The organism is Corynebacterium tuingiense (genome assembly GCF_046718165.1).
In the GTDB taxonomy this organism is placed as follows: domain Bacteria; phylum Actinomycetota; class Actinomycetes; order Mycobacteriales; family Mycobacteriaceae; genus Corynebacterium.
The window spans coordinates 1,898,368-1,914,060 of the sequence record NZ_CP177101.1 but is presented as its reverse complement, the minus strand read 5'-3'; the positions used below and the strand labels follow the sequence as shown (position 1 = coordinate 1,914,060).

13 protein-coding genes and 1 tRNA gene are annotated in these 15,693 nt (G+C 59.3%); 8 read left to right on the top strand and 6 right to left on the bottom strand.

Annotation, left to right across the window (positions count from 1 at the left end; genetic code table 11):
• Positions 1 to 129: 129 nt before the first annotated feature.
• Complete coding sequence (locus tag ACLI1T_RS09100) at positions 130 to 1,674, top strand: alanine/glycine:cation symporter family protein (protein WP_349863556.1); 1,545 nt, start codon at positions 130 to 132, stop codon at positions 1,672 to 1,674.
• Here the strand turns inward: ACLI1T_RS09100 and cmrA are convergent.
• The 3 genes from cmrA to ACLI1T_RS09085 all read right to left on the bottom strand — a co-directional run bounded on the left by cmrA (position 1,671) and on the right by ACLI1T_RS09085 (position 3,630).
• The gene (gene cmrA, locus ACLI1T_RS09095) at positions 1,671 to 2,471 is read right to left on the bottom strand and encodes a mycolate reductase (protein WP_349863553.1); all 801 of its coding nucleotides are present in this window, start codon (positions 2,469 to 2,471) and stop codon (positions 1,671 to 1,673) included. The two genes, ACLI1T_RS09100 and cmrA, sit on opposite strands and share 4 nt — an antisense overlap.
• 121 nt (positions 2,472 to 2,592) lie before the next feature.
• A tRNA-Arg gene (locus tag ACLI1T_RS09090) sits at positions 2,593 to 2,666 on the bottom strand.
• A 40-nt stretch (positions 2,667 to 2,706) separates the two neighbouring features.
• Entirely contained in the window at positions 2,707 to 3,630 is a 924-nt protein-coding gene (locus ACLI1T_RS09085; protein ID WP_411702484.1) for a LysR family transcriptional regulator, read from the bottom strand.
• Positions 3,631 to 3,696: 66 nt separating this feature from the next.
• Between ACLI1T_RS09085 and ACLI1T_RS09080 the strand changes: the two genes are divergently transcribed.
• The 6 genes from ACLI1T_RS09080 (at position 3,697) to ald (ending at position 10,774) form a co-directional block, all read left to right on the top strand.
• Positions 3,697 to 5,748 (top strand): cytochrome c oxidase assembly protein, encoded by a 2,052-nt coding sequence (locus ACLI1T_RS09080; RefSeq protein ID WP_411702483.1) that lies wholly within the window; start codon positions 3,697 to 3,699, stop codon positions 5,746 to 5,748.
• Between the two features lie 192 nt (positions 5,749 to 5,940).
• Positions 5,941 to 6,537, top strand: coding sequence for a single-stranded DNA-binding protein (locus tag ACLI1T_RS09075; protein ID WP_411702482.1), 597 nt, complete (start codon positions 5,941 to 5,943; stop codon positions 6,535 to 6,537).
• Between the two features lie 109 nt (positions 6,538 to 6,646).
• Positions 6,647 to 8,317, top strand: coding sequence for an energy-dependent translational throttle protein EttA (gene ettA, locus ACLI1T_RS09070; protein ID WP_005277855.1), 1,671 nt, complete (start codon positions 6,647 to 6,649; stop codon positions 8,315 to 8,317).
• 12 nt (positions 8,318 to 8,329) lie between these two features.
• On the top strand, positions 8,330 to 8,743 hold the full coding sequence (locus ACLI1T_RS09065; protein WP_034659036.1) for an acyl-CoA thioesterase: 414 nt from the start codon (positions 8,330 to 8,332) through the stop codon (positions 8,741 to 8,743).
• Positions 8,744 to 8,785: 42 nt separating this feature from the next.
• On the top strand, positions 8,786 to 9,424 hold the full coding sequence (locus ACLI1T_RS09060; protein ID WP_349863258.1) for a hypothetical protein: 639 nt from the start codon (positions 8,786 to 8,788) through the stop codon (positions 9,422 to 9,424).
• Positions 9,425 to 9,682: 258 nt separating this feature from the next.
• Positions 9,683 to 10,774, top strand: coding sequence for an alanine dehydrogenase (ald, locus tag ACLI1T_RS09055; protein ID WP_411702481.1), 1,092 nt, complete (start codon positions 9,683 to 9,685; stop codon positions 10,772 to 10,774).
• Between the two features lie 133 nt (positions 10,775 to 10,907).
• Here ald and ACLI1T_RS09050 read toward each other — a convergent pair whose 3' ends face one another.
• Both ACLI1T_RS09050 and ACLI1T_RS09045 read right to left on the bottom strand, forming a co-directional pair.
• A complete protein-coding gene (locus ACLI1T_RS09050; protein WP_005277863.1) occupies positions 10,908 to 11,291 on the bottom strand; it encodes a globin in 384 nt (127 codons plus the stop codon).
• Positions 11,292 to 12,296: a mechanosensitive ion channel family protein gene (locus tag ACLI1T_RS09045; RefSeq protein WP_411702480.1), complete on the bottom strand. Its 1,005-nt coding sequence runs from the start codon at positions 12,294 to 12,296 to the stop codon at positions 11,292 to 11,294. It abuts the gene before it with no gap.
• Positions 12,297 to 12,450: 154 nt separating this feature from the next.
• On the opposite strand from ACLI1T_RS09045, the gene ACLI1T_RS09040 reads away from it, so the two are divergent.
• Positions 12,451 to 13,608: a cystathionine gamma-synthase gene (locus tag ACLI1T_RS09040; RefSeq protein WP_034658136.1), complete on the top strand. Its 1,158-nt coding sequence runs from the start codon at positions 12,451 to 12,453 to the stop codon at positions 13,606 to 13,608.
• A gap of 26 nt (positions 13,609 to 13,634) precedes the next feature.
• Here ACLI1T_RS09040 and ACLI1T_RS09035 read toward each other — a convergent pair whose 3' ends face one another.
• Positions 13,635 to 15,506: an FAD/NAD(P)-binding protein gene (locus tag ACLI1T_RS09035; protein WP_411702479.1), complete on the bottom strand. Its 1,872-nt coding sequence runs from the start codon at positions 15,504 to 15,506 to the stop codon at positions 13,635 to 13,637.
• Positions 15,507 to 15,693 lie beyond the last annotated feature (187 nt).

The following is a 15,693-nucleotide window of genomic DNA, read 5'->3' as shown; positions in this document are numbered from 1 at the left end:
GCCGATCTGCACCCCACAAAGTGAAAAGAAAAATTTACCTATCGTTTTACCGACACTGGGAAGTGATTTACGGCATACTTTCTATATCGTGCTTCACAAGGGAGGTGCGAATGACTAAGGAGTTTCTCGATGGCAAACTTTCTCGATGCCCTCAATTCCATAATTTGGTCGCCCGCCCTCGTGTTTTTGTGCTTGGGTGCGGGTGTTTATTTCACCGTGGTAACGCGGGGCCTGCAGGTCCGCTGCCTACCGGATATGCTGCGGCAAATTTCCAAGGGTGAAAAATCCGACGACGGTGTTTCTTCCTTTCAATCGTTGATGGTCTCGCTATCCGGCCGCGTGGGCGTGGGTAATATCGCCGGCGTGTCCACGGCCATCGCCTTCGGTGGCCCTGGTGCGGTGTTCTGGATGTGGGCTGTGGCGCTTTTGGGCTCGTCCACCTCCTTCATCGAGTGCACCCTGGCGCAGATTTATAAAGAAAAAGACCAGGACACCGGCGAGTACCGCGGTGGCCCGGCTTACTACATCGAAAAAGCGTATAAGCACACCAAGGCCGCGCCGTTCATGATGGTCTATGGCATCCTCTTTGCGATCGCCATGATTTTGGCCACCAGCTACTTCCTGCCGGGCATCCAGGCCAATGCGGTTGCCGCGGCTGCCGATACCGCGTGGGGTGTTAACTCCACCTGGGCAGCGGTTGTCCTGGCCGGCATTTTGGCCATCATCATTATCGGTGGAGTCAAGCGCATCGCTAACTTCGCCACCCTTGTCGTGCCGTTTATGGCCGTGATTTACATCGGCATTTCCATCGTGGTGATGCTCATCAACTACTCGCAGATTCCAGAGGTCTTCGGCCTTATCTTTAAGTCTGCGTTCAACCTCGAGGCTGGGTTCTCCGGCATGCTGGGTGTGGCCATCATGTGGGGCGTTAAGCGCGGTATTTACTCCAACGAGGCCGGCCAGGGTACCGGCCCGCAGTCCGCTGCCGCCGCGGAAGTCTCCCACCCGGCTAAGCAGGGCTTCGTGCAGTCCTTCGCCGTGTACATCGACACCCTCTTCGTCTGCTCCGCAACGGCGTTTATGATCATCTCCACGGATATGTACACGGTCTTCCGTGGCGAATCCGAGGATGGCGAGGTTGTCTACCAAGGTTCGCTTCCCGACGACGTCGCGGTCGGCCCCGGCTTCGTCCAATCCGGCCTCGATAGCGTCTTTGCCGGTTGGGGCCCGACGTTTATCGCCGTGTCCATTGCCTTCTTCGCCTTTACCACCGTGCTGGCGTACTACTACATGTCCGAGGTCAACCTGACCTACTTCAACCGTTGGGTTAAGTCTCGCCCGATTCGCCGCGGCCTGGTGTGGGCGCTGCGCATCCTCATCATCGTTTCGGTCATCGTGGGTGCCACCACGACGCCGGGTTCTGCCTGGGCACTGGGCGATATCGGCGTGGGTACCACCGCATGGCTAAATATCATCGCCATCCTCTTCCTGCAGGTTCCGGCGCTTAAGGTCCTGAAGGACTACGAGAAGCAAAAGAAGGCGGGCAAGGATCCGGAATTCGACCCAGAAGCGGTGGGCATCAAGAATGCGGACTTCTGGGTGGACCGCAAAAACGCCCGCGCGGCGGCACAAGCAGCCGGGAGCCAAGCAGCCGGCAAGAATGCTGAAAGTTAACCCATCTGGGAATAAAAACGCCCGATAAGCGGCGCGATGACTGGGGTTGGCAACACCTTGCTGACCACGTTCATCGCCTTTGATAAGGGGCCAGGGACCACGCGGCGTTGGCCTTTTTGCATGGCCGCGATGGTCTCTTGGGAGCAGGACTCGTAGGTGGTCCACAGCGCATCGGGCACGACCTTATCCACGATGGTCTGGTCTTCCTCGGCGATGGTGGCCTCGCGCACCGGCCCAGGAGCTAGCAGGGTGCAGCTGATCCCAGAGCCCTTGAGCTCATAGTGCAGCGCCTCCGTAAACGCATTCACCCCGGCCTTGGTAAAGACGTAGGTCGCGTTATTGGGGATGGGGATATTGCCGGCCGTTGAGCCTACATTGCAAATGGCGCCCGCGCGCCGCGGGAGCATGTGTTCCAGCGCGGCACGGGTCAGGCGGTGCACGGCGGTGCCGTTTAAGGCGAACTGGGAGGTCTCGTAGCCCCAGTCCTGGTCCATGAAGGGCCCGAAGCTGGCGATGCCGGCGGAATTGACCAGGATGGAGACTTCCTTGGAGGAGATGGCATCAATGACCGCCTCGACCCCCTCATCAGTGGCCAAATCCGCGGGCAAGGCAATGGCCTCAATGTGGTGGCGGCGCTCAAGTTCTGTGGCGATGTCTTTCAGGATTTCGCCGCGCCGGGCAACGAGGATGACGTTATAGCCCATCGCCGCGAAATCGTGGGCCATCGCCTTGCCGATGCCCTGACTAGCGCCCGTAACCAGGGCGTAGGAGGTACGAGATGGTGCCGGAAGTGACATTGTCGAGCCTTTCGAAGGAGCCAGTTGCTAAAGACCCTAGCGTAGACAAAAAGCCGGCACGCTGTGAAAAAGTCTCGAGGCATCGTAGCTTAAAGGAACGATGTCTCGAGACTTCACACGGTGCCCCCAGCAGGACTCGAACCCGCGACACATGGGGTAGAAACCCACTGCTCTAATCCGCTGAGCTATGGGGGCTGGACAGCACACTCATATTAGCCCACGGCCACGGTGATTTCTAAGCCAGGGGGCGGACGGAATTGTGCGCGCGCAGAATTCCGACCAATTCTTGGGCGGCTGGGGTCAATTCGCGGTCGGAGCGGTACGCAACGATGGCGTGGAAGCTCGGAAGTTCCTCTTTGACCGCTAGCGAAGCGATACCCTGCGGGTGCAGCGCGGGGGCGCACCGCGGCATGAAGCTGATGCCAAAGCCACTGGAAATCATCGGAATGGCAGCGTGCAGCGATGCCACGTCTTGAATGTGATTCGGTTTGTAGGAGGGGTGGTTCTCCCACAGTTCATCGTAAAGCTCCGCCATGCCGGGAAGCTCGCGGCAGTGGGGAGGCACCAGCCAGGTTTCCTCGCGCAAGTCCTGCAGGGAGACGGGGGAAGGAAGATCCGCCATGGCCTCTGGTACCGCGAGGGAGTAGTCGAACTCGGCGACGTCGTGGATAGTCAGCTCGGGAGAGTAGCGGCGAATGAAGGCTTTGGGGTCGGACGTCGGCAAGAGCGCGAGGTCCACCTGGCCCTCTAAGAGCCGCTTGATGGCGGTAGCCGCGGTGGAATCATCCAGGCTAATGCGAGCTGAGGGGTGGATTTCGGTGAGCTCGGAGAGGATGGAAGGGGTAAATTCCCAGTTCAAAATGGGGCACGACGTCAGGGAGACGGTATTGGCGTTATCGCCGGTGATTTCGCTGATGTGGCGCTGGGCATCGGCAAGCAGGGCATCGACCTTGAGGGCGGTGTCATAGACATAATCACCCGCCTCCGTGGTGGTTACGCCCGAACGCCCCCGGGACAGCAACTGGGTATTGAGTTCCTTTTCCAATTTGCGGATGGAAAGGCTCAGGGAGGGCTGTGTCATTTCGAGGGCTGCGGCGGCATGGGTGAAGGACCCATTGTCTACAACGGCACGGAAATAAAGAAGTTGACGGGTGTCCATAGGTTCTATCATGGCACATCTAGGGAGAAAATATGCGTTCGCTTTGTATTAGGGTGGCCCTATAGAATGCGAGCTATGGTCAATAAGCTGGTCAAAGGCACGCAGTCTGGAACGCAAAAACCCCGTCCTTCCTGGGGTATTTTTATTGCAGCAATGCTTTTTGCTGGCTTGCTCGCCGGATTCATTTCCTTGTTCTTATTGGCGGATTCCTTGGCTGCCTTGGGCATTCCGGACCCCGGGCGGATTACCACCTTTGGCCTGCCGCTGTTTCGTGGACTGGCGTGGCTATTGATGGCGCTTTCTGTGGGGTCCTTTTTGGCCTCGTCGTTTCTTATCGCCCCGCGCGGGGAGAACGATTCCCTCATCGGGGCACCGTTATCGGTCGACGGCCATATCGCCGCCCGCACCGGTACGTGGTCGGCCTTCGGCGTTGCGGCCGTGGGGCTGGTAGAAATCCCGATGATCATGTCGGACCTGACCGGCACGCCGTTTTTTAAGGTCTTTAACCTGACCATTCTGAAAATGGCCTTTACGGAAATTTCTTCCACTATCGTGTGGGGGATTGCGGTGCTCATCGCCCTTACCGTGGGAATTATTGGCAGCCTTAGCCGCACCTGGGCCATGCAGCCGGTCCTGCTTTTGCTGTCGATCCTGCAAGTAGTCCCCATCGGCCTTGAGGGCCACTCAGCGACCGGCGGCGATCACGATTACGGCACGAACTCGCTGCTGTGGCACCTGGTATTTGTGATGCTGTGGGTAGGTGGCTTGATGGCGCTTATCGCGCACGGGCGGCGCTTGGGCCCGAACCTCGCCTTTGCGGTCAAGCGCTATTCCACCATCGCGTTCATGGCCATCGTCGTGCTGGCGGTATCCGGCCTCATCAACACGCTCATCCGGATGGACATTTCGGACCTGCCGCAATCGCCCTACGGCATCATTTTGATCACCAAGTTCGTGCTCACCATCCTGCTGGGCATTATGGGGCTTATCCACCGCGAACTCACCATTCCGCAGCTGGATAAAAACCCGCGGCTCTTTATCCGCATCGCCATCGTGGAGCTCGCAGTCATGGCGGGCACGATTGGCGTAGCCATCACTCTGGGGCGCACCGTGCCACCGCCACCGCGTGACCCGAATTTGAGCTCCATGCAGATTCTTATGGGTTATAACCTGCATGAGGCGCCCACGGTATTCAATATCTGGACGATGTTCCGCTTTGACATCATGTTTGGCACGATTGGCCTGCTGTTGGCCGCGGCGTATGGCTACTTGGTCTACCGCGTGCACAAGCGTGGGTTGAGTTGGGACAAGGGGCGCACAGCGTGGTTTATGGTCGGCTCCTTAGGGCTGACGCTCGTCATGTCCACGGGCCTCGGCCTGTACATGCCTGCCATGTATTCCATCCACATGCTGGTGCACATGATTTTGTCCATGACCATCCCGCTGCTCATGGTGCTAGGCGCGCCCGTCACCTTGGTCATGGAGGCCTACGAGCCAGGCTCGAAGGGCCAGCCCAGCCCGCACGATTATGCCTTGGCGCTGACCCAATCCAAGTTCGTGCGGATCATTACCAATCCCTTCGTGAACTTGGCGCAATACCTCTTTTTCCTCTACGTGCTCTATCTTTTCCCGAGCCTGTACGAATTCGCCATTTCGGAGCACGCCGGCCACCTCATCATGAACTACGTGTTCCTCATTTCCGGCTACTTCTATTTCTGGGAGGTCATTGGCCCAGATCCCCTGCCCAAGCGCCATTCCACGCCCTTCCGGCTTGGCATGCTTTTCTTGTCGATGCCCTTCCACCTCTTCGCCGGCGTGTACCTGATGCAGCTGCAAACGGTGCTTGGCCTCGACTTCTATCAATACCTCGAGCTGCCTTGGGAACATGACCTGCTGCAGGATCAGCGCGTTGGCGGGGGCATCGCCTGGGGCTTTGGCCAATTCCCCTTGGTCATTGTCTTTGGCAAGCTCTTCTTGGATTGGCTTCGCGATGACCGCGCGACCGCGCGGCGCCACGACGTGCAGGCGGAGGCGGACGATGACGCTGAGCTCGCCCGCTATAACGCGATGCTGGAGGATATGAGCCACGGCGATGAAAGCGGGTTCCGCGGGCACTAAATAGTCGCCCACTTGTGGATAACCCACCCGAAGGTGACCATCTTGGCCCCACTTTGTTGAAGGGGACAACGAGTTATCCACAGTGCCGGTGGTTACAGCATGGTGTGGGTTGCGCTGCGGCAGCAGGATGTGAAGGCGAGCGAGGGACATACCACTCGCGAACTCACAACCCAGTAAAGGAATCTCAGCACCATGTCTCAATACCCAGTGATGCTCACCGGCCGCCTTACCCAAGACCCGATCTTGACCAAGACCTCGACCGGCGCATATAAAACCAAACTGCGCATCGCATCCTCACGGCGCGTTCCTGACCGCCCCGCCGATACCGGCACCGACGCGGAAAACCAGCGCGGCCAGCAGCAATGGCGCGATGTAGACCACCTCTTTATTGACGTGGAAATGTGGAACCAATTTGCCATCAACGTCAAGAAATCCTTGGCCAAGGGCATGCCGCTGCTCGTCTGCGGTTCGATTGTCTCCGATCAGTGGCGCGATGATGAGGGCAAGGATCATTACCGCACCTTTATCAAGGCACAGTATGTGGGCCTAGATCTGAACCGCCACGTCATCGGCGCAAAACGCTTGGCACCGCAGTATAACCAGGAAAACATCGCCATCCCGGAGCTTGGCGATAATGAGGTAGAGCCAGACGTGGATAACTCCGCGCCGGGCGATACCTCCGCCGATACCGCTGCAGACCGCATCCAAGCGGGAAATAGTGTGGCAGCCCCAGAGGGCGAGGAAGTGACAACGCAAGAGGAGGAGACCGCCGAAACCGTGCATGCATAGCGCCAGCCATCCGCCTCGGGTTCGCCCGACCCGAGGCACCTAGGCACGCATTCTGATGTAGTGTTTGTGTAGATCAATACGTCTCCCAAATTTTTGCAAAGGGGTAAAAGTGGGCGAATTCATCTACACGATGAAAAACGTGCGCAAGGCAATTGGCGATAAGGTCATCCTTGATGATGTCACGATGGCGTTCTACCCGGGCGCCAAGATTGGTGTGGTCGGCCCCAATGGTGCCGGTAAGTCCTCCATTCTGAAGATCATGGCCGGCTTGGATCAGCCCTCCAATGGTGAGGCATTCCTCGACCCGGGCGCTACCGTGGGCATCCTGCAGCAGGAGCCGCCGCTGAATGAAGAAAAGACCGTGCGCGGCAACGTCGAGGAGGGCCTCGGCGATATTTTCGAAAAGAAGCAGCGCTTCGAGGAAATCGCCGAAGAAATGGCGACCAATTACAGCGATGAGCTCATGGCAGAAATGGGCAAGCTGCAAGAAGACTTGGATGCAGCCGATGCATGGGAGGTTGATTCTAAGATCGAGCAGGCGATGGAGGCATTGCGCTGCCCGCCTTCCGATGCCCCGGTGACCAACCTCTCCGGTGGTGAGCGCCGCCGCGTGGCCTTGGCCAAACTCCTGTTGACGGAGCCGGACCTGCTGCTTTTGGACGAGCCCACCAACCACTTGGACGCCGAGTCCGTGGAGTGGCTGGAAAAGCACTTGGCAGATTACCCAGGTGCCGTCCTAGCCGTCACCCACGACCGCTACTTCCTGGACCACGTCGCGGGTTGGATCTGCGAGGTGGACCGCGGCAAGCTGTACCCGTACGAGGGTAACTACTCCACCTACCTGGACAAGAAGCAAGAGCGCCTCCAGGTAGCAGGCAAGAAGGACGCCAAGCTGCGCAAGCGCTTGAAGGACGAGCTGGAATGGGTGCGCTCCGGTGCCAAGGCTCGCCAGGCCAAGAACAAGGCGCGTTTGGAGCGCTACGAAGAGATGGCTGCCGAGGCGGAGAAGTACAAGAAGCTGGACTTCGAGGAAATCCAGATTCCAACGCCGCCGCGCTTGGGCAACAAAGTCGTCGAGGCAAAGAACCTAGTCAAGGGCTTCGACGATCGCACCCTGATCAAGGACTTGTCTTTCACCCTGCCGCGCAACGGCATCGTCGGCGTCATTGGTCCGAACGGTGTGGGTAAGACCACGCTGTTTAAGACCATCGTTGGTTTGGAAGAGCCGGATGATGGCTCCGTTGAGGTCGGCGAGACCGTCAAGCTGTCCTACGTGGACCAGAACCGCGAGAATATCGACCCAGAAGCTACCGTGTGGGAGGTCGTCTCCGGCGGGCTGGATTATATTCACGTTGGCCAAAACGAGATGCCATCGCGCGCATACCTGTCCGCGTTCGGATTCAAGGGCCCGGATCAGCAAAAGCCGTCGAAGGTGCTCTCCGGTGGTGAGCGCAACCGCCTGAACTTGGCGCTGACCTTGAAAGAGGGCGGCAACCTTATCCTTCTTGACGAGCCAACCAACGACTTGGACGTCGAAACCCTGGGTTCGCTAGAAAACGCCTTGGAGAAGTTCCCTGGCTGTGCCGTTGTTATTTCCCACGACCGCTGGTTCTTGGACCGCACCTGTACCCACATTCTGGCGTGGGAAGGCAACGTTGCCGAGGGGCAATGGTTCTGGTTTGAGGGTAACTTTGGTGACTATGAGAAGAACAAGGTGGAGCGTCTGGGAGAAGACGCCGCCCGTCCTTCTCGCGTAACTCACCGCAAGCTCACCCGATAATCCCTGAGGAGAATGATGGCGACCGATAACGCGCATACCCACCAAGTGCCCACCCGTTGGGGCGATTTCGATATGTACGGCCACATGATGAACGCCAATTATATTGAGGTTGCCCAGGAGGCGCGCTTGGCCTTTGCCAAGGAGAATATCTATGCCAAGGGCATCGATTTCATGGCCTTGGTGCGTCATCTCGACGTGGACTATATGCGGCCGATTCCCTTTGAGGGCAATGCCCACGTCATCGTGGAAACCTCCGTTTCCCAGATTGGTTCGTCATCCTTTACCACGTCCCAGCAGGTCAAGACCGCTGCTGGGGAGGTAGCGGCCACGGTGAACTGTGTGCAGGTTGTCATTGATAAGAAGAAGCACACCCCGCGCCCGCTGACGGATGAGGAAAAGGATATTCTGCAGATGAGCGCCTCCTAAGTGGCGCGTTAGGCACATGAAGAAAGGTAGGGCCCGTTAGCCATGGTCACCGAGTCGCTTGAAGTTCGCAGCGGAGGACCTGGCTTACGGGCCCTTCTTGCGCGCGCAGTTGGGGTAGACGCGAATGCGTCGGTGCGTCTGCGCCAGCTTGCCGATGACGTCGTTGACGCCTTCGTCACCACCCCCTTCGAGGTCGTCGCCTCCCGTCGCGTTCAGGGGATAGTCTCTCGCGATGGGGCAGTGGTGTCCGCCGAGACGCTGGAGCAACAGCTCGCGAAAAACGATGGCACCGGCGTTATGGAACTCGGCCCATCCCGCGATGCGTCGTGGCCGGGCGCATTGCCCCCGGCGACCGGCTTCAGCGTGGTGGATACCCTGCCGGTGACGGTAGTTCGCGAACTCTCGGACCAAGGGCAGAAGCTGGCCCGGGAGTTTTCTGGGCCCATGGGCCCGCCACCTAGCTTGCTTAATCAGACCGTGGTCACGGTTGAGGGCAACGGCCAAACGGTGGAAATTCCGATGCGGATGATCTTCGCCTGCACCAACCTGGGCCTAATCCCGGGGTTTTCTGCCTCCATGGATATTCCGCGACACCTGCGAGTATCGAGCCTTGGCCGGTGGGTGCGCCTTGATGCACCGTTCGGCAGCATTTACCGTTCCACGCGGCTATCCGTGCTGTAATTACTCCCCGAATCTGGGATCTCACCGCCTAAAACAAACAGGTTGTAATACCTATAACCCAATAGTCGGGGGTGGTGGGAATTCCCGCTGTGCGCCTTTTTAACCCTATACACTGCGGTATCTGGGAAAGCGGGATCTTAGCTGCCACCCCCGTTCGTGAAATACGCACAAACTTATATTCTCCTTCTCATTCTGCGTTAACCTGACAGCGAGAAGTAAATTTTCGCCTCTGTAACCAACACATGAAGGAGAACCTCCGTGCGCATTTCTGTACCCAAAGAAATCATGAATAATGAAAGCCGCGTTGCCCTCACCCCAACCGAGGTGCGGACCTTGGTTACTGATGGGCACGAGCTTTTCATCGAATCGGGCGCAGGCGTAGGCGCGTCCTTCCCCGATGAGGAGTACGTAGAGGCAGGGGCCACCATCGTCGATTCTGCGGACGAGACGTGGGCGAAGGCCGAGCTACTGCTGAAGGTAAAGGAGCCGCTCGAGTCCGAGTACCAGTACCTGCGCTCGGATCTCACCGTCTTTACTTACCTGCACTTGGCAGCGGATCGCCCGCTGATGGAGGCGCTGACGGAATCGAAGACGACCTCGATTGCCTATGAAACCGTTACGGACCGCCGCGGCACCCTGCCGCTTTTGACCCCCATGTCCCAGGTTGCCGGGCGCTTGGCCGTCATCGAGGGCTCGCACCACCTTTTGTCCACCCAGGGCGGCCGCGGCCTCTTGGTTTCTGGCATCCCGGGCACCCAGCCTGCGCGCGTGGTGGTCATCGGCGGCGGCCAGGTAGGTGCGTCCGCCGTGGCCATGGCGCACGGTCTGCGCGCAGAAGTCTCGGTCCTGGACGTGGATCCACACGTCCTGCAGCGCTTTGATGACCAGTACGCCGGCGGCGTGCGTACCCTGATCTCTGACCCATCCACTCTGGATAAGGAGCTGGAGGAGGCCGATCTCGTCATTGGCGCCGTCCTGATTCCAGGCGCTGCGGCACCGAAGCTGGTGCGCGAGGAGACCGTGAAGAAGATGAAGGAGGGTGCGGTGCTTGTCGATGTCGCCATCGACCAGGGCGGCTGCTTCGAGAACTCGCGCAAGACCTCCCATGACGAACCGACCTTCAAGGTGCACGACACCCTCTTCTACTGCGTGGCCAATATGCCCGGTGCGGTGGCCAATACTTCGGCCCGCGCCTTGGCCTCGGCGACGCTGCCGTATGTCCGCGCGGTGGCCAACGACAACCTGGATGCCGCGATCGAGCGCTTCCCAGGTTTTCGCTCCGGCGTGATGACCCGCGGGGGCAAGCTGGTATCTGAGCCGGTACGCCAGGCTTTCGACTGGAAAGACTAAGCATCCGGCAGTACTAACCCGGCGCTAGCGCACAGTAAAAGAGGCCCGCGCACTTACCTAATGTGGAAGTGCGCGGGCCTCTTCGTGCAGCTTGTAACGCCTTGCACAGGCAGCGCTACAAAAAGTTGAAAAGTTAAGGAGCTCTATTGATGAGCATGGCGGCGACGCGCTGCATGTGGTCCCAAATCATGGTGCGATATGCCGGCGGGATGGTGTCTTCCTCGATGCTATCGAGGGATTTTCCCATCAGCTCGAGCCAGCGATCGTGGGCTTCCATATCGATGGGGAAGGTTGCGTGCCGCATGCGCAGGCGCGGGTGGCCGCGGTTTTCGGAGAAGTGTTGGGGACCGCCCCAGTACTGAATCAGGAACCAGGTAAGGCGCTGTTCCGCGCCTTCCCAATCCTGATCCGGGTACATGGGGCCAATTACGTCGTCTTCTTTGACTTGGTCATAAAAGCCATGTACGAGGCGTTCAAAGGTAGGGGTGCCACCGATGGCTTCATAGACGGAATTCATTTAGGCATCGTCTCCCTTGTGCGGATTGGCAATGCCGATGCCGTGTGGATACGGGGTGGTAATGCCCTCTGCGTGCATGACATTGAGGACGCGGGACTGGACAAAGCGCTGGACGTCCCACTGGCGGCCCGGCAGCGTCTTGGTGGACACGCGGAAGGAGACATAGTCCGGCTCGAACTTGGACATGCCGTCGATGCGCGGGGTGCTGAGCACCATCTTGCGGATCTTTTCGTCCTTGACGGCATCCTTGACGGCCTTGTCGATGACCTCGCCGGCAACCTCTGGGTCATTGGATAGCCCGACAGGGATTTGGATGCGGGCAACGGAGTACTCATCGGAGTGGTTAGCCACCTGCAGGATTTCGCCGTTGCGGACGTACCACAGGGCACCGTCGATATCGCGGACGGTGGTAATGCGCAGGGAAATGGACTCGACGTCACCGAAGACGCCGTTGCCCAGGTCAATGACATCGCCAATGCCGTATTGATCCTCAATGAGCATGAAAATACCGGAGAGGAAGTCTCGGACCAGTTCCTGTGCACCGAAGCCGAGGGCGACACCGATAACACCGGCTGAGGCGATCAGCGGGGCGACGTTGACTTCCAACTCGTCCAGGATGGCAATGCCGGCAGAAACCCAGACCACGATGGCGACCGCCGAGCGCCCTACGCCGGCGAGGGTCTTAATGCGCGAGGCGCGGCGCGCCTCCCTGGTTTCTCGCAGGGTGTCATCCGGTTGACCGTCCTGTCCAGACCTGCTGCGGCTGCGGCTGGGCTTTTTGAGGGTGGAAGCCTTAATGCTGTTTTTCGCCAGCCGGTTGATGAGGTGGCGCAGCGCCCAGTGCGCAATGAAGGCCAAAATGATAATGAGGCCGATGCGAATAGGCCGTTCGATAAGCCAAAGCTGAACGTTCTCGTCGTTCCAGAAGCTCGATACGGACTCGACTGCATCGTCTTTTTTCTCTGCAGCGCCCTGAGCCATGGTAAATAAGTTCGTACTCATCATTCTTTCTTGATCGTGGACACAAGCTAACCGCACCCATTCTAGAGAAGAATCCTGAAATCTCACTGACAGCGCAGAATTCGCAGCGCGCGTGGAACCGAATATAAATTGCCGAATGGCCGGTGTGGATGAACCGCTTAGTCTACGATTGGGAGGCATGACTGAACACAGCGCGCATAACTTGGCAAAAGGATTTTCATCCCGATCCATTCACGCTGGATATCACCCGGATCCGCACATGGGATCCATCAACGTGCCGATCTACGCCTCGACTACGTTCGCCCAGGATGGCCTCGCGCAGCTGCGCGGCGGCTTCGAATACGGGCGCGTGGCCAACCCGACGGTTCGCTCCCTCGAAAAGACCTTGGCCGCGCTGGAGGGCGCGGATTACGCGCGCGTCTTTGCCACTGGTATGGCAGCCGCCGATACGATGGTGCGCATCTTGGTGCGCCCCGGTGACCACGTCATCTTGGGCAATGACTCCTACGGCGGTTCCTACCGCCTGCTTAATGATTTCACGGAGTGGGGCGTGGAGATGTCCATTATCAATACCTGCGATGTCGATGCCGTCGCCGCTGCGGTAAAGGACAATACCAAGCTCATCTGGCTGGAAACCCCGACCAATCCGGCGCTGAATATCACCGATATTGCGGCGGTGGCCAAGGTCAAGGGCAATGCGCAGGTGCTGGTGGATAATACCTTCGCCACGCCGTACCTGCAGAACCCGCTCGCACTCGGCGCGGACCACGTTCTGCACTCCACTACGAAGTACTTGGGTGGGCATTCCGATGTCCTCGGTGGCGCCGTAGTTACCAATGACCCCGAGGTGGATGAGCAGCTGCTGTACTTCCAGGGCAACGTGGGCGCGGTCGCCTCGCCCTTCGATGCCTACCTGACCGCGCGTGGTATTAAGACCCTCGGCGTGCGCATGGACCGCCACTGCGCCAATGCGCAAAAGGTGGCGGAATTCTTACAGGCCCGCCCAGAGGTCAAACAGGTGCGCTACCCGGGATTGGCAGAGCACCCTGGCCACGAACTGGCGGCGCAGCAGATGCGCGGGTTCGGCGGCATGATGTCCGTGCGCTTCCATGACCCAGAGCACGCCAAGCAGATTTGTTTGAATACGCGCCTTATCTGCCTGGCGGAATCGCTGGGTGGGGTGGAATCGCTTATCGAGCACCCGCAGAACATGACCCACGTTTCGGCCGAAGGATCGGAACTGGTGCCGCCGGAAGACATGGTGCGCATCTCCATCGGCATCGAGGACATCGATGACCTGCTGGCAGATCTACAGCAGGCGCTCGACGCTCTCTAAATCGCGCTCACAGCGCAACCGCGAACTTACTGGCCGCCGGCAACCTTTAAGAGGGAACCAGCGGTCTTATCGGTTTCCTGCAGCATGAGCGGATCCGTTCCCGGCATGGGGGAAATTGTTGTATCCGGCCACTGCGCATAGGTGGGAATCCCCACGATATGCAGGTGTTCATCTAGGCCGCCGTCAGGATGTACGGTGCGCCGAGTTGCACCATCGGTTTCGGGGGAACCGGTGTCCTGCCCGTGATCGGCAAACGGGCGCACCCGCCCATTCTCGGCCAATCCGCGGGTGAGCGGATCGCCGGCTACGCGGATATCGGGCTTGTGCATAAAGGCATCGACAAGCGTGGGCGCCGATGCCGAACGCGGGCCAGAAGTCAGGGTGAAATGGTCTGACTCGATCGCGAGGGTGGGGTGATCGCCGAGGAAGTGGACCAGGTGGGCATCGACAAGCGCAAGCAATTGGCGCACGCGGAAAAGCGGAGGGCCCGAGCCCACCATCTGCCCAAAGGACATGAACTGCGCGTAGCGCCCCGTGCGGGACTCGCGGGTATAGCGGCCTTCCGCGCCGAGTATGGAGGCGGGCTTGCGCGACTGGGACAGCGACCACAGCGCGGCCTTCATGGGTGAATCGTGGCCGGCTGCAGCCTCCTGGATGTCGTCCGCCAGGGAATCCGCAATGTGGACGGTGAGCGCCGAAATATCGCCGGTAAAACCAGCAACTTGGTACAACAGCTCGGTCATATCCCACGGCTGGGTGACCAGTGGAGCAAGGGCGGCGCCGAGGTCATCCGGCGCGGTGGCATCGATGACCGCGAGGATCTCTTCCCGCGGGCGAAGCAGCGCCGCCGGATCCACCCGTTCCAGCGCGGTTATATACGCCTCGTAGCTATCGCGTGCGATGGCGGGCCAAACCTGGGCGTCAAAGTCGATGTCCTCGGCGCCCTGGAGCTTCCCGATGACCCCATGCAACCGCCGCCGCGGCATCGTGGGCGGCAGCTCGTTGTACTCGGACTTGGGGTGGAAGGGATAACCGCGGCCGGAGGCGACGATGAAGTGTGGTTCCTTCCCGCTCGCTTCGTAGCGCAGGCCAGAGCGAGTGGTGGCATCCTCGACGAATTTGCCACCGCGTTCGATGGTGGTTAGCGCCATGATGTCATAAAAGCCCATGCCCAGCCCCCGCACCAACACGTCTTCACCGGCGGGAATGGCGCCATAGTCTTGTTCCACGGGGTTGCCCGGTGCGATCCAGCGCAGCCCGGATTCCGCCAAGCGCTGCTCCTCATCATTAAAGCGCGGCGCCATCCAGCCATAGGCTAGGACCGTGGCATCGGCGTGCACCTGCGAGCCATCGTCTAGGTGCAGGATATCGGCTGAGCCATCCGTGGTGATGGTCTCCACGCGGTGGTGGTGGCTCACCGTAGAAATACTCTCGGGCAAGCGGGCTACCACCACGTCATAGGCCCAGCGCAGGTACTCGCCGTATAAAGCGCGCGTGGGGTTGGACTCCGGGCGGGTAGCGGCCAGCTCCGCGCGGTACTCAGTGGCAACATGCGGGGCCGGAGGGTGCTGGGCAAAAAGCTCGCGCTTGGCAGGAGCTACCTTATTACCCTCGCCGCGCAGCAGCTGGATCCACTCGTATTGCGTCGGCCCCTCGAGCACCGGGGCGTTCACCGTCGCGCCGGGCTCGGTAAAAAGCGTGACGGCGCCCGCGCGCGTATTCATGCACAGGGTCTTGGTTTGGTCAGTTTCCCAGACGCGGCCGGCGCCGTGCTGGGCCTCGTCGATGAGGTGAACGGTGACGGGGGAGCTGGAATCATCCATGCGGGCGGTGAGGCGTTCCAAGATGGAGATGCCACGCGGGCCCATGCCGACGATCGCGATTGCAGGAGTAGCCATAACTCCTATCGTGCCACACCGCCCTCCTGGACAGTTTTATTGGACTCCCTTGTTTTAGATGAATAGACCAAGATGTCTGTCGTAAAATTAGTAAACCACAATGAGTGCTGGATAGAGGGTAGACCATGCGGTCTTGTGTTTGTGGCGACGGTGTGTTCTAATTGGCTGGTCCAACTTCAACCTTTAA